The sequence below is a fragment of the Cupriavidus sp. H39 genome (assembly GCF_050271075.1).
In the GTDB taxonomy this organism is placed as follows: domain Bacteria; phylum Pseudomonadota; class Gammaproteobacteria; order Burkholderiales; family Burkholderiaceae; genus Cupriavidus; species Cupriavidus necator_B.
In genome coordinates this window covers 1,044,990-1,066,272 of the sequence record NZ_CP189846.1, presented here as the reverse complement: position 1 = coordinate 1,066,272, position 21,283 = coordinate 1,044,990, and the positions used below count along the sequence as shown (strand labels likewise).

Sequence of the window (21,283 nt, the reverse complement as noted above, 5' to 3'; positions counted from 1 at the left end):
CCCAGGCGTGGCGAGGCACGCGGCCCAAAGCAAAAAGAGGCCGATCAAGGCAACCGGCCCAACGAGACCCGCAAGACCAGCCGCAGGTGTCGATATGAGTGTTAAGCACCCGCCCGTGCGGCCTTGGCAGCCGCCGGGCGGGCATCAGGCAGAGGCTCAGAAGCGATGGCGCAGGCCGATGGTGGCACCGGCCTGGTTCTCGCCAGCGACCACGGTGCCGACCCCGTTCAGGCCCAGCGCCGAGCCCGACTTGTTCTTCGAGTAGCCCAGGTTCAGGTACACGTCGGTGCGCTTGGACAGCGAGTAGTCCGCCGACAGCACGAACATCCACGGATCCGCGCCGCTGTTGCGGGTGTCGTTGTAGTACGCCGCGCCGGTCAGCTGGAACGCCGGCGTGAAGCGGTACTGCGCGCCCGCCCAGTAGACGTTGCTGCGGGTCGAGGCCGCGGTGGCGCTGGACACGCCGTCGTCAAGCAGCCAGCGGTAGCCCGCGAACACCTTGGCGCCGCCGAAGGCGTAGGCCGCGCCCACCGCCGCGCGCTTGGCGGCGCGGTCCTGCAGCGCCACCGTGGCGCCCTGGTACTGGTCATAGGCCGCGCCGACCGAGAAGCCGCCCGCGGCATACGACAGGCCGCCGCCGAAGTTGCGCGCCACCTTGGCCTCGCCCGGGACTTCGCCGTTGTTGTCGCGGCCGAAGCTGTAGAAGCCGGTCGCGGTCAGGCCGCCAAACTTGCCGGTGTACTTGATGGCGTTGTCGGCGCGGCCGTTGAAGGCCGAGTCGACGCTGTTCAGCGAGTAGCGCGGGCCCACGCCCATCGGGTCGAAGGCGCCGAACAGGTCGTACAGCGCGTTCTGCTGGCGGCCCAGCGTGACCGCGCCCCAGCCGCCCTGCAGGCCGACATAGGCCTGGCGGCCGAACAGGCGGTTGCCCTGGCCCGAGGTGCCGGTGTCGACATCAAAGCCGCTCTCCAGCACGAAGATGCCCTTCAGGCCGCCGCCGAGGTCTTCGGTGCCGCGCAGGCCCCAGCGCGAGCCGGACAGGTTGCCCGAGTTCAGGCGCACGGCGGTGCCTTCGGCGCCTCCGCTGCCGGGCATGTTGCTGATTACTTCGACGCCGGCATCGACAATGCCGTAGAGCGTCACGTTGGACGTGGATTGGGCCGAAGCCACCCCGGATGCGGCCGACGCGGCCGCTGCTGCCGTCATTGCAAGGAGAGCTTTCTTCACTGTAGTTTCTCTGTGTTCTGTTTGAGGCACGACACCGCACCGGACCCAAGGCCCCGATCGTCATGGCAAGTCATGGCAGGTCATGGCGACCGGGCCCTGCCGGGCAACCCGGCAACGGCGCATCGTCCGCACGATTGGCGGCCACCGCATTGTGGCGGCGCAATATGAAAGCTTTGTGACCCATACTTCGCAGCAGGAAGTGGCGCATCGCTTGCGCATGGGGGTTTTCCCTGTAACCAGCGGGAACGTTTTGGTAGGATGCAGGCTTTTCCGACGACGGTAATGCCAGTGTCCCGTGCCGCCCCGCGCCTGTGCCTCGACCGCTTCGCCTCATGAGGCTGGCTGAGATCAAGACCCGGCTTGCCCCGCTGCTTGCCTCGTTACGGGCTGCGCTGCCTGTTCCCGTTCAGCAACGCCTGTCACACCTGGCCGCGCGCACCGCGCGCGCCGGCCTGACCCGGCCCGGCACGCTGCGGCCCACCCGGCGCGGCCTGCTGGCCGGCCTGGCCGCCATCCCGGCGGCCCTGCTGCTTTATGTGCTGGTACTGATCCCGTTCACGCCGGGCATCAGCGATATCCGCAAGGCCAAGTCCGAGCAGCCGGCCCAGGTGCTGTCCGCCGACGGCAAGGAACTGGCGGTGTTCAAGTGGGCCAACCGCGACTGGGTGCCGCTCAAGCAGATCTCGCCCAACGTGGTCGCGGCGCTGATCGCCACCGAGGACCACCGCTTCTACCAGCACCACGGCCTGGACTGGCGCCGCCTCGCCTCGGCCGCGCTGCATACGTTTTCCGGCGACCGCCAGGGCGGCTCCACCATCACCCAGCAGCTGGCGCGCAATCTCTATCCCGACGAGATCGGCCGCGCGCCCACGCTCACGCGCAAGCTCAAGGAAGCGATCACCGCGCTGAAGATCGAGGCGCTCTACACCAAGGACGAGATCCTCGAGACCTACCTCAACACGGTGCCGTTCCTGTACAACGCGTTCGGCATCGAGATGGCGGCGCGCACTTACTTCGACCGCCCGGCCCGCTCGCTCGACGTGCTGCAGAGCGCCACGCTGATCGGCATGCTCAAGGGCAACAGCTACTACAACCCGGTGCTCAACCCGGAGCGCGCGCTGGACCGGCGCAATACCGTGCTGGGGCAGATGGTCAAGCACGGCAAGCTCGACGCGGCGCGCTTCGAGCAGCTGAAGCAGCGGCCGCTGCGCATCGACTTTGAACGGCAGACCGAGCCGCCCGGCCCCGCGCCCCACTTTGCGCAGCAACTGCGCAAGTGGCTGATCGGCTGGGCCGACCGCAACGGCTACGACATCTACGCCGACGGCCTGGTGGTGCGCACCACCATCGATGCGCGCCTGCAGGCCATGGCCGCGCAGGCGGTGGTGCAGCAGGGCAACCGGCTGCAGGCGATCGCCAACGCGGCCTGGGCGCCGCGCGCGGGCTGGGCCGCCAACCAGCCGCTGGTGCAGGCCTTCGTGCGCGAGACGCCGGAGTACCGTGCCGCCGTCGCCGCCGGCACCGCCCCGGACGAGGCGCTGCGCCAGCTGATGGCAAACAGCGCCTTCCTGCGCGCGCTGCACCAGAACAAGACCCGCATCCAGGCCGGCTTCCTGGCGATCGACCCGCGCAACGGCGAGATCCGCGCCTGGGTCGGCAGCCGCGACTACACCCAGGACGCCTTCGACCACGTGCAGCAGGCGCGCCGCCAGCCGGGCTCGACCTTCAAGCCCTTTGTCTACGGCGCAGCCTTCGACGAGGGCAAGACGCCCGACGATACGCTGGTGGACCAGCCGGTGGAAATCGAGCTGGCCGGCGGCGAGATCTGGCGCCCGAGCGACGAAGGCCGCCCCACCGGCCGCGCCATGACGCTGCGCGACGGCCTGGTCTATTCGCGCAACACCATCACCGCGCAGCTGATGCAGGAAGTGGGCCCCGCGCGCGTGGCGCGGCTGGCGCGCAACATGGGCGTGCGCGACAGCCAGCTCGACGTGGTGCCGTCGCTGGCGCTGGGCACCAGCCCGGTCACGCTCAAGGAAATGGTGGCCGCCTACGGCACCATCGCCAATGCCGGCGACTACATTGCGCCGACCATGGTGACGCGCATCGAAGACCGCCAGGGCAATGTGCTGCAGGTGTTCCGCCCCGCGCGCGCCGAGCACGCGCTGCCCGCCGCGGCCAACCAAACCCTGCTCGACGTGATGCGCGACGTGATTGACCGCGGCACCGGCGCCAGCATCCGCTCGCGCTTCGGCATCCGCGCCGACGTGGCCGGCAAGACCGGCACCACCCAGGACAATGCCGACGGCTGGTTCATCCTGATGCATCCGGAGCTGGTGGCGGGCGCCTGGGTCGGCTTCAACGACAGCCGCATCACCCTGCGCAGTGACTACTGGGGCCAGGGCGCGCACAGCGCGCTGCCGATGGTGGGCGACTTCTACCAGCGCGCGCTGCGCGCCCGCGTCATCGACAGCCGCGCGCGCTTTGCCGAGCATGAGGAGACGCATCTGTTCGCGTCGCTGGGCACGCAGCTGCGCGGCTGGTTCAGCCAGCTGTTTACGCGCGACAAGGCCAGCGAGACCCCGGCACCGCGCCCGGCGCCACGCCGCCCGGCGTTGCCGGCGCAGGAAGCCGAACTGCCGCCGCCGGCGAGTGCGGCCTCGGCCGTGGCGGCGGATAGCGACCACGATGAGTCCAGCCTGGCGCTGGACCGGGGAGAAACGGTGATGGCGGTGCCTCCTCCGGACATGAACGACGGCAGCGTGCCGGCTGCCCTGCCTCCGGCAAATGAACCGGCCCCTGCCCCCGCACTTCCGCCCGCATCCCCCTCGCCGGCAGCGCCGCCGGCTTCGGCGCCGGCCTCACCGCCCGCGGCACCCATCACGCCTCTGGCGCCCACCATCATCACCCCGGCCGGCCAACGGTAGTCGCTGAACCATGCGCTCCGTCTGCCGGGGCGCGCTTCACACCAACCCGATATCCCGCCCAGCCACCCCGGGGAACACCTGCGCCAGCCGCGCCTCGTCCAGCCCGTACAGCCGGCGGAACAGCCCACCCAGCATGGCGCGGTACTCGTTGCGCACCGGCCAGTCGCGATTCTGGTTGAGCGTGGCCGCTTCTACCGCGACCTGCTCGCCGGCGATGCGGCCACCACGCACGGTGCCGCCCAGCACCCAGTAGACCGTGCCGTGGCCGTGGTCGGTGCCGCGCGTGCCGTTCTCGCGGAAGGTGCGGCCGAACTCGGATACCACCACCACGGTGGTCTTGCTCCATGCAGGGCCCATCGCCGTGGCAAAGGCGGACAGGCCGCGGCCCAGGTTGTCGAGCAGCCCGGCCAGCTGGCCCTGCGCGCCGCCCTGGTTGACATGGGTGTCCCAGCCGCCCACGTCGATAAAGCCCAGGTTGAAGCGCTCGCGCATCAGGCCCGCCATGCGCCGGGCCTCGGCTTCAAAGCCGCGGGCGCTGAGCGCGCGGCGGCTGGCGGCCTGCATCTCCTGCTGGCGCGATGCCATCGGGGCCGGGGCAGCGCCGGCCGGGCCGCCCTGCGGCGCTTCGGCCTGCGCCTGGCGAGCGACGGTCTCGCGCAGCTCAAAGCCCTCGTCGATCAGTGACTCGAAGCGCGTGCCGCGGTACATCTGCGCCAGCAGCCTGGCCTGGCGAGCGTCGAACGGTGCGCGGCCGGCGCCCTTCAGCGAGACGTTGGGCACATCGCGCGAGCCGGACAGCACCAGCGGCAACCCGTCGGTAAACGCCACCGGCGCGGCCTGGCCGCCCATCGCCTGTGCCAGCCGGTTGAGGAAGCCGCTGCCGCGCAGCGCGGCCACGGCCTGGCGGTCCGTGCCGTCGCCGGGCAGGCCGGCCTCGATGCCGTCCTGGGTCTCGAAGTGGCTGCGCGACAAGTCGTGCGTGCCGGCGAACGGCACGAAGGCCAGCTGGCCCTGTTGCCACAGCGGCAGCAGGGTCGGCGCCAGGGCCGGATGCAGGGCCCAGTCGCCGATGCCGCGCACGGCGCTGTCGGCGCCAAAGGCGGTTGCCAGCGCCACCGCGGCATCGGGATCCACGTCGGCGCCTGGCGCGGGCGGGCGGCGGATGGCGATATTGGGGCGCGCGGCGTAATAAAAATCGCTGCCGCCCGGCACCAGCACGCTGGCGCCGTCATAGCCGCCGCGCAGGAATACCAGCAGGAAGCGCGCATCGGCCTGCGCCGGCAGCGCATAGACGCGCGCGGCGATGGCGGGCAGCGCCAGCCCCAGCGCGGCGCCCCCCATCGTCCTGAGCCATTGTCGGCGTTGCATGGCATGCCCTCCTTTTGCCTTCAGCGCTGCATCCATTCGGGCGAGCCCAGCAGCACGGTGTTCCATTCGGCCTGCGATTGCGCCTGGGTCAGCGCGGCGCGCGTGGCGGGACTCAGGGTGGCTTCGATGGCGTCGTAGTAGAGCTTGTTGCCGATCGTCGGGAAGCGCGCGCCGCGCGGCGTGGTGTCATCGCCGGCGAACAACCCCGCCGGCCCCGAGCCGATCGCGCGCGCGATTTCGAAGCGCCGCACCATCTGCCCCGAACTGGCCCACGCGCCTTCCGCCGACGGGTAGCCGTCGGGCGCCACGTGGCCATACAGCGGCTCGCCCAGCTGGTTCAGCCAGTTCATCACCGGGCGCAGGTTGGCCACCGGGCGGCCCTCATACGCCAGCCGCAGCGACGACACCACATAGACCATCGGGTCCTTGAACTTGCGCGGCAACGGGTCCGCTTGCCGGTCCAGCTCGGGCGCCAGCAGCATGGTGCGCAGCACCGCGGCGATATCGCCATCGGTGCGCGTGAAGGTCTGCGCCATGCGCTCGACCAGCGCGGGCGGCGGGTTGTCGGCGATGAAGTGGGCCGCCAGCCTGGCACTGACAAAGCGCGCCGTGGCCGGCTCGCGCGCCAGCATCGACACCGCGCGCACCACTTCGTCGAAGCCGGACGGCTCGATGCGTTGGCCCAGCAGCATCTTGGCGCCGAAGTCGTGGCGCGCGGGATTGAACGCGAACAGCCCATCACTGCGGTACAGGCCCGCGCGCGCCGGCGCCAGCCTTGGCGGCGGGGTGCCGCGCAGGTTCACGCCCACGCCGGTCAGCACGCGCGCCAGCTCCTGCACGTCCTGCTGCGTGTAGCGCGAGCCGCTGGGCCCGCCGGAGACGCCCAGGGTATGCAGCTCCATCAGTTCGCGCGCGTAGTTTTCATTGACGCGGTTGGCGCTGCTCTGGGTGTTGTCAAGATAGACCAGCATCGCCGGCGCGGTCACCGTGGCCATCAGCAGGTCGCGGAAACGGCCCAGCGCGTGCGGGCGGATGGCGTGCTCCTCATAGTCCGCCAGCAGCAGCCCGACCTGGCCCTTGCCCGCATAGACGTTGAAATGGTTCATCCAGAACCACGTCATCTGCTCGCGCAGCTGCGCCGGCGAATACAGCGCGCGCAGCAGGTGGCGCCGGCTTGCATCGGCGACGATCTCGCGGCCCTGCGCATTCAGCGCCTGGCGCGCCTGCTGCTTGCCGGCGTCGTCAGGCAGGGCGTCGATGCGCTCGCGGGCCTCGCGTGCGGCCTGGACCTGTGCCGCGGCACCGTCGCGCAGGTTGGCCAAGGCCGCAATGGCGGCCGCCAGCTCGGGCGGATCGGCCAGGGGCAGCGCCAGTTGCTGCGCGAGGAAGCCCTTGCGGCCCAGCCGGCGCAGCGCGTCCAGCGAAGCCTGGTCGGCGCCGTAGGTGACGGTATTGAGCCAGCGCAAGTCGGCGGCGGCGGTGGCGCCATGGCCGTCGCCGGTGCCCGCCGCGCCGGGCAACTGGGCACAGCCTGCCAGGCACGCGGCCAGCGCCAGCGCCGCAGCGGCGCGCCAGGCGGCCAGGCGCCCGCGGGCGGGTGGTCTCGGATGCTGCGCTGGATCCATGTGGTTCACCTCGTCCGGTTCGATCCCCATCACCATGTTACGTGGCAAGCGCGCGCCGGTTGACGCCACGTCGCCGCGCGAGTGTTACCAATGCTTTCAGCGGGCGATTGCCGGATTTGCCAAGACAGCGGCGCCGCGCCTCGCTAGCCTTGCGCTTTGTCCTGCCCTTCCCGCCCCGGAGCGGAAACGCTGCCTGCATGTCGCGCCCCCTGTCCACTGTCGCCTGGCTGCCCGCCGTGGCCTTTGTCCTGATCTGGTCCACCGGCTTTATCGTCGGCAAGGCCATCGTGCCGCTGGCCGACACCAGCCTGTTCCTGCTGGGCCGCTTTGCCGTGGCCGGGCTGATGTTCGTGGCATGGTCGCTGGCCGCGCGCGCGGCATGGCCGCCGCTGCGCGAGGCGCCGCGCCACCTGCTGGCCGGCGCGCTGATGCAGGGCATCTACCTGTGCGCCGGCTACGGCGCCGTGGCCCGGGGCCTGCCGCCGGCGATCATGGCCCTGCTGGGCGCGCTGCAGCCGCTGCTGACCGCGCTGCTTGCCATCCCCCTGCTGAAAGAGCTACCTTGCAGGCGGACCTGGCACGGGCTGGCGCTGGGTGCGCTCGGCGTCGCGCTGGTGGTCGCCCCCGCGATGCAGGCCGGCCTGCACGGCGCGGCCCGGCCGGTATCGCCCTGGATCGTGTTGCTGGGCGTGCTGGCCATTGTCTCCATCACCATGGGAACCCTCTTGCAGAAGACCGCCATCGCCGCCTGTGACTTGCGCGCCAGCTCGGCGTGGCAGAACCTTGGCGCCATGCTGGTCGCCGCCGCGATGGTGGCGATCCACGCCGCCGGCGCGCCGCTGCACTGGCACGGCGGGGCGGCGCTGTGGGCCGGCCTGGCCTGGGCCGCCATCGGCCTGTCCGGCGCCGGCACCTGGCTGCTGGTGAGCCTGGTACGGCGCGGCCAGGCCGCCAATGCCGCGGCGCTGATGTTCCTGGCGCCGCCGCTGGCGGCGTTGCAGGCCTGGCTCCTGTTCGGCGAGCGCCTCGGCGGGGTGCAGGCGCTGGGCATGGCGGTGGCGGGGGCCGGCGTCTGGCTGTGCCAGACCCCCGGCAGGATGCGGCATGCCCACGCCCGCTGAGTCCCGCGCGGCGCCGCTGGTCGAGCACCGGCGCTACAGGCCGCAGGCCGACGGCCACCAGCACGGCTATCACCAGCTGCTGTTCGGCCTGGCCGGCGCCACCGAGCTGGAACTCGACGGCCATGGCTACCGCGTGGACGAGCGCACCGGCCTGATCGTGCCGGCCGGCAGCCATCATGACTACCTGGGCCACGACGGCAACCTGCAACTGGTGGCGGACTTTCCGGCGCAGTCGGTGGCGCTGCCGGCACGGCTGGTGGCGCGCCCGCGCACCTTCGCGCTCGACGGGGCCTTCGGCAGCCGCGTGCGCGCCCTGGCGGCGAGGCGCGCCGCGGCCGCGGCGCGCGGGCCGCAGCACGACTGGCAACTCGCCGCCACCCTCGCCGCGGCGCTGGCTGACTGCCTCGGCATGCCCGCCGACGGCGAGGTGTTTCCGCTGATGGCCGTCGACGCCTACCTGCGCGCCAACCTGGCCAAACCGCTGCGCGTGCCGGAACTGGCCAGGCACTTCGGCTGGAGCGCGCGGCGCTTCCAGACGCTGTTCGCCGAGGCCTTCGGCGATACCCCGCACCGCTACCAGACCCGCCTGCGGCTGGACGGCGCGCTGCAGTGGCTGTCGAACGCCCGGCTGCCGCTGGCCGAGATCGCGCTGAGGTCCGGCTATCCGGACCAGACCACGTTCACGCGCAGCTTCACCCGCCGCTTCGGGCTGCCGCCGGGGGCGTGGCGAGCGGCAGCGCGCGGCCCAGACGAATTGGCGGATGGTCGCCTGTCCCGGGCTTAGCCTGGAGCGCGATGCGTCGGTCGCGTCCCGAACAGGTGCAGGGCCGCCTGATCCCGCGCAGATCGGTTCGACCAGCCTCGTCTTCAGCCGCGGCATATTGGTATTGGCAAACCTTGCATGGATGCGCGCGTGCCGGGACGCCCGGGCATCACCGGCATGGCGCGCTCGCTACCGAACGGCTAGAGTCGGAAACTACAAGCCACGGATGCGGCGATGCCAAGGCCTCAGATCCTTACCTATGTCGACGCCGGCGCTTCGGACTGGACCGCATGCCTGATGCGCACCATCGGCCATCAGCTGGCTGCCGGCGCCTACGAAATCCGTGCGGTGATGGCCCACGAGATCCGGCACGACGCCGCGCTGTTCGATCATGCCGTGATGCTGGTCATGCCGGGCGGCGCCGACCTGCCCTATTGCGCGTTGCTGAACGGCGCCCCCAACGCACGCATCCGGCAATTTGTCGAGGACGGCGGCGTCTACCTCGGCATCTGCGCGGGGGCGTACTACGCGTGCCGCGAACTGGCGTTCCATGCCGGCACCCGGGGCGCAATCTGCGGCCCGCGCGAACTGCGCCTGGTTGACGCGGTGGCGGTCGGCTCGCTGCCTGAACTGACCGGCGGCAAGCGCTATGACGGCACGCCGCGCACCACGGCCGCGGTGGAACTCCTGACCACGGACCGGCTGACCGAGGCCCCGATGTCGCTTTACACGCATTACCATGGCGGCTGCCGCTTCGACTTGGCCGACGCCCCCGGCCCCGGGACCCAGGTCCTGGCCGTCTATGCAGGCATCCCCGGCACGCCGCCCGCCATCGTCAGCGCCCGGGTTGGCAAGGGCCTTGCGCTGCTGACCGGCGTCCACCTCGAAATCTCGGAGCGCGAGTGCAAGGATGCGCTGCGCGGACACAGCGATATGTCCAGATACCTCTATGTCTGCGAGCGGCTGGCGCAAACCGGCGATGCACGCCTGGCGGTATTTCGCCGGCTGCTGGCGCATGGCGGGCTTGCGCTGGGCTGAGTGCGCGGCAAGTCTCCGGCCAAGACGGCGCCAGGGCGCGGTACGGAACCGCTGCCCTAGCGCGCCACCTTCCCTGGCGCATCCTCGGTAAAGTGGTAAAGGTGCGTGTTGTCAGGCGCCTCGCCGATCCGCTCGCCGCTCGGGCGGAATTCGATATGGCGCTGGTACCTTTCGCTGTCGGCCCGGGCATCGCGGGTGGCAAGCGCCAGCGCCTCGGCATAGGGCATCGGATCCTTCGATTTCTCGATCTCGAGCCGCAGCGTCTGATCGTTGACACGCACGCTGTACTTGCCAAGGTTGAACAGCAGGTACATCGCCAGCAGGTTGTCGTAGTCCTGGTAAGCCCCGGCCTCGCGGCGGAAGTCCAGCGACAGCACCGAGGGAAAGCGGTCGGGCAGGTCCTTGAACGCCACCTGCTCTTCCTCTTGCGGATCGACATAGGTCGAGCCGCGGTACTTCTTGTACAGCACCACATCCATGCCGTAGTTGCGCCGGCCCCATTCCCCGATCAACTTCATCGCCATCTCGGTCGGGACATTCGCGCTGGCTGCCGCTACCACGCGCGTTCCTGAAAGCACCTTGGCGCTGGTCACCGCCAGATCGCGGTAGCCAGCGCCGAACTTGAAGGCGGCGCCAATGGTCTTGGCGCAGTTCAGGCGCAGGTAGTCGTACCGGATCGGGCCACGGTGATACTCCGTGTTGCTGCGTTGCTGGTGATAGTCGTCGTTGATGCGGCGGAAATAGGCAGCCAGCGCCGCCTTGTCCGCGGCCGGCACGCCGTAGACACGTACGCCGATGACCGAGCGCTTGTAGATTTCGCCGAAGTCGAGCCCGAACGATGCGCTCTCGGCGACCGTGGAAACGGTCTTGAACAGATACTCCGACTTGGGTATGGCGATCATCAGGTCCGTGGTGTAGCGGCCGCTCGCGTGCGCGGGGTCCCGGTCCGCATAGAAGTTGGCCGAATACACCACCTCGTCGCCAGCCGCATCGTCACGCAGCGCCAGCGCGATATGGCCGGCGGATCCGCCTTTGGACGTCCCGAAGCTGATCAGCAACTCGAGGGCATAAGGGTCCTCGCGAAGACGTGCCGAGATCTGCTCGATGTTGGCGGGCTCCGGCCCGCCCTTGCTGCCGAATTCGTCGGCCAGGCCCAACCGCGGCGAAAGCATTGCCACCGCGGCGAACCATAGCGCCAGCCTCATTTTCATTCTTCCCCCGACTTGTGGATGCACAAGGCTGACCGCGACATGCCGACGATACCATGCTGCACCTCGCCACGGCGCACGCCTGCCCATGCGATCCGCTACAATCCCCCACTTTCGAGGACGACCTCGCCCGCACCGGGCATGAATGTCCGGGACGGCCCGGCTCTTGATCAAGGAGCCGTCATGGCTTGGATATTTCTCGTCATCGCCGGAGTGCTCGAGGTGCTTTGGGCCTACTCCATGAAGCAGTCTGAAGGCTTTTCACGCCTTGGCTACTCGGCCATCACGATCGTGGCCATGATTGCCAGCTTCGCCCTGCTATCCCTGTCAATGAAAAGCCTGCCGCTCGGCACGGCCTACACCATATGGACCGGCATCGGCGCCGTCGGCGCGTTCCTGGTGGGGCTGCTGGTGCTGGGCGAACCCGCCAGCGCAGCCAGAATCCTGGCGGCTGGGCTGATTGTCAGCGGGCTCGTGATGATGAAGATGGCGTCCTGAGGGTCCGGCATCGTCCTCGCCTTGCCCAACCGCGCAGGCCCGCTGCCGATGTTGCCCCTTGCAAGCCGGCGGGATCCGCCCCGGCGCATCCGGTCTGCGCTCAGAACGCCTTGCTCAGCTCCAGCCCGCCATAGAAGGCACGCGGCTGGCCCGCTGTCTTCTTGGCGCCGCCGAAGAAGCCAAGGTTCACGCCCTTGCCGATGGCAATGCCGGTCAGGACCAGGCCACCTTGCGTGGCATGGTAGAACGGGTCGCCGTGCTTGATGAGTTCCACGCCGGCCCAGGCATCGCCAAAGACCTTGTAAAGCAGGCGGCCGCGGGCCCAGTAGGCCTTGGGTCCAAAGTTGTAGCTGGCGATGCCGTTGACGGCCCAGTTCCGCGCGAACTCCTGTTGCCCCAGCACGGTCAGCGCGAGCCCCCATTCGCCGCCGTCGGACCGATTGTCCGCGCCCTCGGGCGAGACCCGGTTGTAGCGGTAGCGTGCGCCGACCGAGGCCTCGGCCCAGCCGCTTTCCCAGCCCTTCTGCACGCCAAGCGCCGCTTCGGCGGACTGCCCGTTCACCGACACGGTGGTGCCGTTCGCACCATACTTGTAGTGGTAATCGCTGACCACGAACTTCTGGGTCAGGAATGGCACAGGCGTGAGATTGCCGCTGATGCCCGCGTATTCGCTGCGCTCGCCGCCGCCGGCAAGGCTTGCGCCACCGAACAGAAAGGGGCCCGCGGCCGCCGGCAGCGAGGCCAGCAGCGACAAGCCGCCGAGCAGTGTCGCTGCAAGCCGCCGGCACGCTGCGCCATGGCCTCTGTACGCCATCATGAATATTCCCAGGTTAAGCCGCGCTATGCGGTGCAATGTTGTACAGGTGGAAGTCGCCGGTCGGCGTGGTCACCCGCCCCGTGGGCGTGAGCCGGATAGCCTGTTCATGCGCGGCGCCCGCCTGGGCGGCCTGCGGCTGGCGCAGGGTCGCACCGGCGTTGAGGTCCAGTTCGACGCTGCTGAACAGCAGCGGCGCCGCGCCTTCGATGGTAGCGATGGCAACCGGCAGCATATCGACGCGCAACGGCTGCATCAACAACGCCGCTGCCCAGATATACGCGGCCGACGACAGGCCCTCGTCACGCCTGAGGATCTCGGCAAGACGCGTCAGCGGCGGCGTCTCGGTCTCGCGCAGCGCACCCATCTCGAGCTGGAGCCGGCTGCCGAACAGGAACGTCTCCAGCGCGCCGGTGTTGCCATCCGCTGTCCAGTTGAAGCGCAGGCCGACCGACATGCCGTAGGAAGCGCCGGGCCGGGACGCCTTGACGAAGGTAGCGATAGCGGTATCGCGGACAATGAGGTTGGGCAGATGCACCGCAACGCCGACCACGTCGCCCAACGCCAGGTCCGGCATCGCTTCGCCCCGGTACAGCGCGCCGTTCGGTGACAGGTCCGCGGTCAGTCCGAGATACGTCTTGTCGTTGACGGTCAGCGTGGTCGGCACGCGCAGCGGAAAGCGGTATTCCGTGCGGCGGTTGCGTGAGTGCTTGTGGGCATAGGACGCCACGGCGACGGCGGAGCCCAGCGTCATCAGCGTCCAGAACAGCGTCACCAGGCCGGCGCCGAGCGCGATGCTGCCGGTGTAAATCCGATACAGGCCGACCGGCACGCTTGCGGCGGCCACGGCGCAGAGGACCAGCAACGGCGACAGCCATAGCCACATCTTGCCGGTCTCGGACATCTGCTTGTCGGTGACGACAAACGGGATATTCTTGCGGAACAGGCCGACACTGGTCGACATGAAGGCAAAGAACCGCGCCATGGCGTACTGTTCGCTGAGGAACAGCGAGTTGTAGCCCCGCCCGAGTTCCAGGTGGACCAGGATCGACAGCAGGTAATACAAACAGAACAGCAGCAGGAATGTGTTCAGCGGCGAGATGATCGGCAGCACGCCGGTCAGGAACACCACGGGCGGCGTCAGGAAGAAAATCAGCTTCTGCCAGCCTTCGAAGAAGAACAGGGCCGAGGCCAGATAGTTGAGGCGCTGCCCGAGCGTAAGCCCGCGCCCGAACAGGATGTTCTCGCGCCGGAACACCTGCATCGAGCCCATGCCCCAGCGCATGCGCTGCTTCAGGTAGGTATCGATGCTGTGCGGCGCCAGGCCGAACGCCAGCGACTCGGCATGGTACACAGACTGGTAGCCGAGCTTGTGCATGCGGATCGCGGTGTGCACGTCCTCGGTCACGGTTTCCGTCGCAAAGCCGCCGATCCGGGCCACCGCGGCGCGCCGGATCACGGCGCAGCTGCCGCAGAAGAAGGCGGCATTGAGCGCATCCTTGCCGCGCTGGATCACCTTGAAGAACAGCGCCTGTTCATCCCACACCCGCTTCTTGCCCAGGCGGTGGTTGAAGGAATCGATATTGAAGAAGTCCTGCGGCGTCTGCACGAATGCGACCCGCTGGTCGCGGAAATAACCCAGCGTCTTGACCAGGAAATCCTTGCGCGGCGCGTGGTCGGCGTCGAAGATGGCAATCAGTTCGCCGCTGCTGTGCTGCAGCGCGTGGTTCAGGTTGCCGGCCTTGGCGTGGGCGTTGTCGCCCCGCGCGAGATAGCGGCAACCCAGTTCCTGCGCGAGCGCCCGCATCGATTCCCGGCGGCCGTCGTCAAGCAGCCAGGTGGCATGCGGATAATCCATGCGTATCACCGCCAGCAGCGTACGGCGAATCAGCTCGACCGACTCGTTATAGGTCGGCACGTAGACATCGACGGACAGGCCTGGTTCAGGGGGCGGCGCCTGCCGCACCGACAGCCGGTACGTCATCAGCACGAAGAGCAGGCCGCTGATATAGCCGTAGACTTCCGCCGCATAAAGCGGAATGGAGAGCAGCGGCGCCGAGACATTGATCGTGTCGACGCGCCAGGCGAGGTACGCCAATCCCACCAGCACGTACGCAACCACAAGCAACCGGATGGACCGACGGGGCTGTTCTGTTGTCATGCTTTCGTTCTGGGCTGGCGTTATTTTTCTTTGGTCACCATGACCATGGGAAAGAACACGAGCGGCCAAACGCAGTTGACCGGTACAGAAGATGCTGGTGAAATCCCTGACGCCCGCAATCCTGCCGCGGGCTCCAGCCATCCAGGGTGGTCATGCCGATGCGCCCGAGCGCGCAAGTCCGCACCACCATCCGGTTACAGCATAGAGGATTTGGCGCATTTCGTAAGCAGTGCATGGACAAAAGCCGGTGCAGCCCCCGCAAAGCGCGGTGGCAGCGTGCCGCGGATTAAAAAACGCTAATGTCAGAATTCAGTGCCTGCGCGGTTTGCGTGCGCGCAGAGCGTGCCCGGCGCATGCCATCACCACGCGGCCACCCCTGACGGCTCGTTTAGAATTTTGCGCAAGCGTTGCGATTCTGATGGATCGCGCACTCCCCTGATCGTCGTTCACTCGTTCGCAATGACTGCCCCCCTGGAACTCGTCGGAAACCATCCGTCGGTCGCCGCCTTGCGCGACCTGGTTGCACGCGTGGCAAGAAGCCAGGCCCGCACCGTCCTGCTTTACGGTGAAACCGGCACCGGCAAGAGCCTGGTGGCGCGCATGCTGCACCAGCAATCCAGCCGCGCGGCGGCAGAGTTCATCGACATCAATTGCGCGGCAATTCCAAGCCAGTTGCTGGAGTCCGAGTTGTTCGGCCATGAACGCGGTGCGTTCACCGGTGCAGTGGGCAAGAAGGAAGGGCTGATCGAGGCCGGCAATGGCGGCACGGTGTTCCTGGATGAGGTACGCGAACTGGATCTGGTGATGCAGTCCAAGCTGCTGACGCTGCTGGATACCCGGCGCTTTCGCCGCGTGGGCGCGATCCGGCCGATCAGCGTCGACGTGCGCTTTATCGCCGCCACCAACAAGATCCTGCTCAGCGAAGTCAATGCCGGCAAGTTCCGCGAGGACCTGTACTACCGGCTGCAGGTCATCTCGATCAATATCCCGCCCTTGCGCGAGCGCGGCGACGACATCCTGCTGCTCGCGCACCATGCGCTGCAGCGCTACAACCGCCAGTACGGCAGCCGGATGGAGCGGATCGACCCCGAAGTCGAACGCATCTTCCGTGCGTACCGCTGGCCCGGCAATGTGCGGGAACTGGAGAACCTGCTGGAGCGCATCTGCCTGCTTGAGCCAGGCCACTGCGTGGTGCCGGCACACCTGCCGGCGCGGATCCTGCGCGAACCGGACGTCGCGGCGACTCCGACCAGCGCCGCCCCCATGGCTGCCGCGCCGCCAGCAAGCGAAGCGCCGGTCGGCTCGCTGGACTACTACACCGCCACGGCGCGCTTCCAGGCGGGATTGATCGAACAGGTGGTGTCGGCCTGCGGCGGCAATCTGGCCGAGGCCGCGCGCCGGCTCGGACTCAGCCGCCATGCGTTGCGGCACCAGATGAGCAAGCTGGGACTGCCTTCCGGCTGATGCCGCGCGTATCTCGCGCAAGAGCGTGAAATGCGCGCTGCCCTGACGCGTGAAATTCGCGCAGCGCCTCTTCCTGTTTTCACAAGCCCTTGATCCTCAAGGGAAATTTCGCCATCGTCCGGCTGGCACAGCTTCTGCGTATTGGGTGTCGCGTGTCTCGCTTTAACGAAGCGACACCTAACCGGAGAATGTTGAATGCAGTCGCTGAAGATCATTTGCCCCAATGGCCATCTCGGCTTTGCCCCGCTGCGCACGGGCAGTTTCGAGATCGGCGTGGCCGCTGCGCCGGACTACATCGCGGCCGATTCGGGCAGCGATGATGTCGGCCCGGTGCCGCTCGGCTCGGATACCTCCACCAGTCCCGAAGCGTGGCAGCGCCATGACCTCGAGCACATGCTGCTGGCGTCGCGGCGGCTGGGCGTGCCGATGATCATCGGTTCGGCCGGCGATACCGGCACCAACAGTCGCGTCGACCTCTATGTGGATATCCTGCGCGACATCGCGCAACGGCATGGCCTGCCGCGGTTCCGCATCGGTTATTTCTATTCCGAGGTGCCGAAGTCGCTGGTGCGGGAACAGCTGGGCGCCGGGGAAGCCATCCGCGGCCTCGACGGCTTTGCCGACCTGACGCTGCCGGAACTGGATGCCACCGACCGCATCGTCGCCATGGCAGGCGTGCACCCGTACCTGGAACTGCTGCGCCAAGGCGTCGACGTCATCATCGGCGGCCGCAGCTCCGATGCCGCAGTGTTCGCCGCACCGGCGCTGCACCACGGCTTTGCCGCCGATCATGCCTATTACCTGGGCAAGGTGCTGGAGTGCGCTTCGTTCTGCGCGGAGCCGTACGGCGGCAAGGAGACCGTGCTGGGCGAAATCACGCATGGCGACGTCCGCGTGACTGCCATGCATCCCGAGCAGCGCTGCACCATTGCCTCGGTGGCCGGACATGCCATGTACGAGCGCTCCAATCCGTTCGAGGAATTCGTCGCCGGCGGCAGGCTCGACATGAGCCAGTGCCGCTACGAGCAGATCGATCCGCGCACCACGCGCATCACCGGCGCCCGCTTCGAGCCCGCGTCACAGGTGCGCGTCAAGCTGGAGGGCTCGGGCAAGGTCGGCGAGCGCTACGTCGGCCTGTGCGGCATCCGCGACCCGTACACCATTGCCAACGTGGACCGCGTCATTGCGTGGGCGCGCGAGCAGGTGCGCGCGCGCTTCGGCGACACCGGCTATGCACTGCACTACAACGTTTATGGGCGCGACGGGGTGATGGGCGAACTGGAGCCGCTGCGCGACCGCCCCGGCCACGAACTTTGCGTGATGGTGCAAGGCGTGGCACCCACCCGCGCCATGGCCGAGGAAGTCGCGATGATCGGCCTGCGCCAGATGTTCTACGCGCGGCTGCCGGATGTGAAGGGCACCGCCGGCTCGGTGTCGTTCCCGCTGGACGAGGTGCTGCACGCCAGCCCCGCCTATCGCTGGACGCTGAACCACACCATGGCCCTGCGCGACCCGCTCGCGCTGTTCCCCACCCATATCGTCGAAGCCGGCGTTTGATGCGCCCCGTTGCCAGGGACACCACCATGACCATTGCCAATTCCTCTTCTCCCGCCGCGGCGCCGACGCAGCCGCTGCACGCGCTCGCCAAGACCATCCGCAGCAAGAACGCCGGGGTCAACAAGATCACGTTCGACATCATTTTCCGCGAGCAGGCCGAATATGAACGGGTCAAGCGGTCCCGCGTGCTGACCCGCGAAAGCATGGCCGCGTTGTTCCGCGTGCCGGTGGCGCGCATCTCGGATTTCGTCGAGTACGAGCCGGCCTTCGCCATCAAGTTCACCATGTACCGCGCGCAGCCCAGCGGCAGCGCGGGCGATGGCGACATCTTCGGGGCGCAGCAGTATGCGCCGCTGCTGACGCTGGAAATCCCGGCCTGATGCCTCCGCGCGGCCTGGCGTGGCCCGGATCGGTCCGGGCCGCGCCAGCCGCTTCCGCAGCGTTGCCCGCTGCCTTGCACTACGACGAGTTCGGGAAGACGTATGGACAAGACCCTTTTCAAGCGTACCTGGCGCCGGCTGGCACGCCGCCTGCCCGCAGCGATGACCGCGGCCGTGCTGGCCGCCTCGCCACTGTCCGCAACCGCTGCGCCGGCCGAGCATGCGGCCGCGGTGCCGCCGCTGATGCGGATCGTGGTGCCGTTTTCGGCGGGCGCCAGCAACGACGTGATCGCCCGCGCGATCGCGCCGGCCCTGGCCAGGCGCCTGGGCAACACCGTCATCGTGGAGAACCGTCCCGGTGTCGCGGGCGTGCTGGGCGCGGACTACGTGGCCAAGGGGCCGCGCGACGGTTCCGTGCTGCTGCTGACGTCGTCGACCCTGCTGACCGCGGCGGCCACGCAGGCGCGCTCGCCGTATGACCCGCTGACCGCGTTCGCACCGGTCGCGCTGGTCGCCGACGGTCCGCTGCTGCTCGCGGTGTCGTCGACCAGCGCCGCATCCCGGTCGATCCGCACCCCGGCCGATCTGATTGCCGCGGCGCGGGCCAGGCCCGGAGCCATCAGCTATGGCTCGGCCGGGGTGGGTTCGCTCGGCCAGCTCGCCACGGAACTGCTGTGCGACACCTCGAAGGTCCAGATGATGCACGTGCCTTACAAGGGCGCCGCCAACGCGCTGATCGACCTGGCCGCCGGGCAGATCGACGTGATGATGTCGAACTACAGTTCCATCGCCACACAGATCAAGTCCGGCAAGGTCAAACCGCTGGCGGTGACCTCCGCTGCGCCGAATCCTGCGTTTCCGGATTTGCCGCCATTGGCCGCCTCGGTGCCGGGCTATGGCATCGAGATCTGGGTCGGCGTGCTGGCGCCGGCGGGTGCGCCCGCCGCGCTGGTGCAGCGGCTCAATCGCGAGATCGCGGAGATTGCCGCATCCGCGGAAGTGCGCACGATCCTGGAGCCGGACGGGTCGCGTCCGTTGGCCGCGACGCCCGCGGAATTCGGCGCCCGCATGAAGCAGGACCTTGCGCAGTGGAAGCGCATCGCCGTGGAACGCAAGATCGTCGCGGAATAGGCGCTGCGCCCGCGCCCTGCACCGCCGCGCTTGCGGGGGTAGAATCTGCGCCTCACACCGAAGAAGGCCGTCAGGTCCGCCGCATGCCGGCTCAGTGGCGGTCCTTCTGTCGTTTCGGAGGTCCCCTTGCTGCGCGCGTTCGAACGTCTGCTTGATCCCTTCCCACCCGACGAGGCGCCGCCACCGCCCAAGGGCCTGGCGGCCTTCCTGTGGGCCTGCACCCGCGGCACACGCCGCTATTTCGTCGCGCTGGCGCTGCTCAGTGCCAGCGTGTCGATCTACGAGGCGTGGCTGTTCGCCTTCCTCGGCCAAGTGGTGGACTTGCTCTCGGCCTGGCAGGCTGGCCGGCAGGCTTCGGCACAGGAACGGCGCGTGCTGTGGGGCATCGGCATCGTGCTGGTGGCCAGCATCGGCCTAGTGGCGCTGCGCACCATGGTGCAGCACCAGGTGCTGGCGATCAACCTGCCGCTGCGGCTGCGCTGGGACTTCCACCGGCTCATGCTCAGGCAGAGCCTGTCCTTCTTTTCCGACGAGTTCGCCGGGCGGGTCACCACCAAGGTCATGCAGACCGCGCTGGCGGTGCGCGAGGTGCTGTTCACCTTCATCGAGATCGTGCTCGCCATCGGCGTGTACTTCATCACCATCATCGCGCTGGCAGGCGGCTTCGATGGCCGGCTGATGCTGCCCTTCATCGGCTGGATCGTGCTGTTCGGCCTGGCCATGCTGTATTTCGTGCCGCGGCTGGGCCAGGTCGGGCAGGAGCAGGCCCATGCGCGCTCGTCGATGACCGGACGCGTCACCGACGCCTACACCAACATCACCACCGTCAAGCTGTTCTCGCATACCCGGCGCGAGGCGCACTTCGCGCGCGCGGCGATGGAGGATTTCAAGGAAACGGGGTTCCGGCAGATGCGCCTCGTCAGCCAGTTCGAGATCGTCAACCAGGCCCTGGTGGCGGGATTGATCCTGGCGGCGGGCGGCTATGCGCTGTGGCTGTGGCATGGGGCCGAGATCGGCACCGGCGCGGTGGCCGCGGTCACCGCCATGGCCCTGCGCATCAATGGCATGTCGCACTGGATCATGTGGCAGATGGCTTCGCTGTTCGAGAATATCGGCACGGTGCAGGACGGCATCGCCACCCTGACGCACGTGGCCAAGGTGCAGGACGCGCCGGGCGCGCCCGCGCTGCAGGTCAAGCGCGGCGAAGTGGAATTCGACCAGGTCTGCTTCAACTACAACGGCGAACGCCAGGTCCTCGACGGCCTCAGCCTGACCGTGCGTCCCGGCGAGAAAATCGGGCTGGTGGGCCGCTCCGGCGCGGGCAAGTCCACGCTGATCAACCTGCTGCTGCGCTTCTACGACGTGGACAGCGGCCAGATCCGCATCGACGGGCAGGACATCGCCGGGGTCACGCAGGACAGCCTGCGCAGCGCCATCGGCATGGTCACCCAGGACACCTCGTTGCTCCATCGCTCGATCCGCGACAACATCGCCTACGGCCGCCCCACCGCCACCGACGCGCAGATCCGCCACGCCGCCGTGCATGCCCAGGCCGATGACTTCATCCGCCAGTTGAGCGACCAGCATGGCCACTCCGGCTACGACACGCTGGTCGGCGAACGCGGCGTCAAACTCTCGGGCGGCCAGCGCCAGCGCATCGCGATTGCCCGCGTCATGCTCAAGAACGCGCCGATCCTGCTGCTGGACGAAGCCACCAGTGCCCTGGACTCCGAAGTCGAGGCCGCCATCCAGGAAAGCCTCGACGAAATGATGGAGGGCAAGACCGTGATCGCGATCGCCCACCGTCTTTCGACCATTGCCGCCATGGACCGCCTCATCGTGATGGACCAGGGGCGCATCATCGAACAGGGGACACACGCCGCATTGCTGGCGAAGAACGGCACCTATGCGCGGCTGTGGCGACACCAGAGTGGCGGCTTCCTGGGTGAAGAGCAGGACGAGGTGGCCGACTCGGTGCAGTAGCGCGGCAGGCCACGCTCA

16 protein-coding genes are annotated in these 21,283 nt (G+C 68.4%); 10 read left to right on the top strand and 6 right to left on the bottom strand.

All coding sequences use genetic code 11. The features are described from left to right. Positions 1 to 156: 156 nt before the first annotated feature. Positions 157 to 1,227 carry a porin gene (locus ACOCMH_RS05320; protein ID WP_427308119.1) on the bottom strand — a complete coding sequence of 357 codons (1,071 nt, stop codon included), beginning with the start codon at positions 1,225 to 1,227 and terminating at the stop codon, positions 157 to 159. Between the two features lie 332 nt (positions 1,228 to 1,559). Between ACOCMH_RS05320 and ACOCMH_RS05315 the strand changes: the two genes are divergently transcribed. Further along, a complete protein-coding gene (locus ACOCMH_RS05315; protein WP_427308118.1) occupies positions 1,560 to 4,154 on the top strand; it encodes a penicillin-binding protein 1A in 2,595 nt (864 codons plus the stop codon). A gap of 36 nt (positions 4,155 to 4,190) precedes the next feature. On the opposite strand, the gene ACOCMH_RS05310 is transcribed toward ACOCMH_RS05315, so the two are convergent. After that, complete coding sequence (locus tag ACOCMH_RS05310; RefSeq protein WP_427308117.1) at positions 4,191 to 5,522, bottom strand: DUF1501 domain-containing protein; 1,332 nt, start codon at positions 5,520 to 5,522, stop codon at positions 4,191 to 4,193. Between the two features lie 20 nt (positions 5,523 to 5,542). Continuing rightward, positions 5,543 to 7,147, bottom strand: a complete 1,605-nt coding sequence (locus ACOCMH_RS05305) for a DUF1800 domain-containing protein (protein ID WP_427308116.1) — start codon at positions 7,145 to 7,147, stop codon at positions 5,543 to 5,545. A gap of 197 nt (positions 7,148 to 7,344) precedes the next feature. Between ACOCMH_RS05305 and ACOCMH_RS05300 the strand changes: the two genes are divergently transcribed. The 3 genes from ACOCMH_RS05300 (at position 7,345) to ACOCMH_RS05290 (ending at position 10,069) form a co-directional block, all read left to right on the top strand. Next, positions 7,345 to 8,268 carry a DMT family transporter gene (locus ACOCMH_RS05300; protein WP_427308115.1) on the top strand — a complete coding sequence of 308 codons (924 nt, stop codon included), beginning with the start codon at positions 7,345 to 7,347 and terminating at the stop codon, positions 8,266 to 8,268. Further along, positions 8,252 to 9,052, top strand: a complete 801-nt coding sequence (locus tag ACOCMH_RS05295) for an AraC family transcriptional regulator (RefSeq protein WP_427308114.1) — start codon at positions 8,252 to 8,254, stop codon at positions 9,050 to 9,052. The genes ACOCMH_RS05300 and ACOCMH_RS05295 overlap by 17 nt, the downstream gene beginning before the upstream one ends. A gap of 213 nt (positions 9,053 to 9,265) precedes the next feature. Beyond that, positions 9,266 to 10,069: a BPL-N domain-containing protein gene (locus ACOCMH_RS05290; RefSeq protein WP_427308113.1), complete on the top strand. Its 804-nt coding sequence runs from the start codon at positions 9,266 to 9,268 to the stop codon at positions 10,067 to 10,069. A 56-nt stretch (positions 10,070 to 10,125) separates the two neighbouring features. Here the strand turns inward: ACOCMH_RS05290 and ACOCMH_RS05285 are convergent, their stop codons facing one another. Continuing rightward, a complete protein-coding gene (locus ACOCMH_RS05285; RefSeq protein WP_427308112.1) occupies positions 10,126 to 11,280 on the bottom strand; it encodes a hypothetical protein in 1,155 nt (384 codons plus the stop codon). Positions 11,281 to 11,460: 180 nt separating this feature from the next. Here ACOCMH_RS05285 and ACOCMH_RS05280 point away from each other — a divergent pair, with 180 nt between their 5' ends. After that, a complete protein-coding gene (locus ACOCMH_RS05280; protein WP_171515239.1) occupies positions 11,461 to 11,775 on the top strand; it encodes a DMT family transporter in 315 nt (104 codons plus the stop codon). A gap of 100 nt (positions 11,776 to 11,875) precedes the next feature. Here ACOCMH_RS05280 and bcsS read toward each other — a convergent pair whose 3' ends face one another. Next, positions 11,876 to 12,589: a cellulose biosynthesis protein BcsS gene (gene bcsS / locus ACOCMH_RS05275; protein ID WP_427308367.1), complete on the bottom strand. Its 714-nt coding sequence runs from the start codon at positions 12,587 to 12,589 to the stop codon at positions 11,876 to 11,878. Positions 12,590 to 12,605: 16 nt separating this feature from the next. Next, the gene (locus ACOCMH_RS05270) at positions 12,606 to 14,750 is read right to left on the bottom strand and encodes a glycosyltransferase (protein WP_427308111.1); all 2,145 of its coding nucleotides are present in this window, start codon (positions 14,748 to 14,750) and stop codon (positions 12,606 to 12,608) included. Between the two features lie 459 nt (positions 14,751 to 15,209). On the opposite strand from ACOCMH_RS05270, the gene ACOCMH_RS05265 reads away from it, so the two are divergent. From ACOCMH_RS05265 to ACOCMH_RS05245, 5 genes are all read left to right on the top strand, one after another. Further along, on the top strand, positions 15,210 to 16,214 hold the full coding sequence (locus ACOCMH_RS05265) for a sigma-54 interaction domain-containing protein (RefSeq protein ID WP_427308110.1): 1,005 nt from the start codon (positions 15,210 to 15,212) through the stop codon (positions 16,212 to 16,214). Between the two features lie 195 nt (positions 16,215 to 16,409). Then, complete coding sequence (locus ACOCMH_RS05260) at positions 16,410 to 17,771, top strand: acyclic terpene utilization AtuA family protein (protein ID WP_427308109.1); 1,362 nt, start codon at positions 16,410 to 16,412, stop codon at positions 17,769 to 17,771. 26 nt (positions 17,772 to 17,797) lie between these two features. Then, on the top strand, positions 17,798 to 18,151 hold the full coding sequence (locus ACOCMH_RS05255; protein WP_427308108.1) for a DUF4387 domain-containing protein: 354 nt from the start codon (positions 17,798 to 17,800) through the stop codon (positions 18,149 to 18,151). A gap of 102 nt (positions 18,152 to 18,253) precedes the next feature. Then, positions 18,254 to 19,282 carry a tripartite tricarboxylate transporter substrate-binding protein gene (locus ACOCMH_RS05250; RefSeq protein ID WP_427308107.1) on the top strand — a complete coding sequence of 343 codons (1,029 nt, stop codon included), beginning with the start codon at positions 18,254 to 18,256 and terminating at the stop codon, positions 19,280 to 19,282. Between the two features lie 126 nt (positions 19,283 to 19,408). Then, complete coding sequence (locus tag ACOCMH_RS05245; RefSeq protein WP_427308106.1) at positions 19,409 to 21,265, top strand: ABC transporter ATP-binding protein; 1,857 nt, start codon at positions 19,409 to 19,411, stop codon at positions 21,263 to 21,265. Positions 21,266 to 21,283: the final 18 nt, after the last annotated feature.

What these genes read in the sequence shown, in the direction of transcription:
- bcsS (WP_427308367.1), bottom strand. Translation starts at nt 12,589, where the DNA reads ATGGCGTACAGAGGCCATGGCGCAGCGTGCCGGCGGCTTGCAGCGACA.
- ACOCMH_RS05255 (WP_427308108.1), top strand. Translation starts at nt 17,798, where the DNA reads ATGACCATTGCCAATTCCTCTTCTCCCGCCGCGGCGCCGACGCAGCCG.
- ACOCMH_RS05290 (WP_427308113.1), top strand. Translation starts at nt 9,266, where the DNA reads ATGCCAAGGCCTCAGATCCTTACCTATGTCGACGCCGGCGCTTCGGAC.
- ACOCMH_RS05280 (WP_171515239.1), top strand. Translation starts at nt 11,461, where the DNA reads ATGGCTTGGATATTTCTCGTCATCGCCGGAGTGCTCGAGGTGCTTTGG.
- ACOCMH_RS05305 (WP_427308116.1), bottom strand. Translation starts at nt 7,147, where the DNA reads ATGGATCCAGCGCAGCATCCGAGACCACCCGCCCGCGGGCGCCTGGCC.
- ACOCMH_RS05285 (WP_427308112.1), bottom strand. Translation starts at nt 11,280, where the DNA reads ATGAAAATGAGGCTGGCGCTATGGTTCGCCGCGGTGGCAATGCTTTCG.
- ACOCMH_RS05250 (WP_427308107.1), top strand. Translation starts at nt 18,254, where the DNA reads ATGGACAAGACCCTTTTCAAGCGTACCTGGCGCCGGCTGGCACGCCGC.
- ACOCMH_RS05265 (WP_427308110.1), top strand. Translation starts at nt 15,210, where the DNA reads ATGACTGCCCCCCTGGAACTCGTCGGAAACCATCCGTCGGTCGCCGCC.
- ACOCMH_RS05315 (WP_427308118.1), top strand. Translation starts at nt 1,560, where the DNA reads ATGAGGCTGGCTGAGATCAAGACCCGGCTTGCCCCGCTGCTTGCCTCG.
- ACOCMH_RS05300 (WP_427308115.1), top strand. Translation starts at nt 7,345, where the DNA reads ATGTCGCGCCCCCTGTCCACTGTCGCCTGGCTGCCCGCCGTGGCCTTT.
- ACOCMH_RS05310 (WP_427308117.1), bottom strand. Translation starts at nt 5,522, where the DNA reads ATGCAACGCCGACAATGGCTCAGGACGATGGGGGGCGCCGCGCTGGGG.
- ACOCMH_RS05270 (WP_427308111.1), bottom strand. Translation starts at nt 14,750, where the DNA reads ATGACAACAGAACAGCCCCGTCGGTCCATCCGGTTGCTTGTGGTTGCG.
- ACOCMH_RS05260 (WP_427308109.1), top strand. Translation starts at nt 16,410, where the DNA reads ATGCAGTCGCTGAAGATCATTTGCCCCAATGGCCATCTCGGCTTTGCC.
- ACOCMH_RS05295 (WP_427308114.1), top strand. Translation starts at nt 8,252, where the DNA reads ATGCCCACGCCCGCTGAGTCCCGCGCGGCGCCGCTGGTCGAGCACCGG.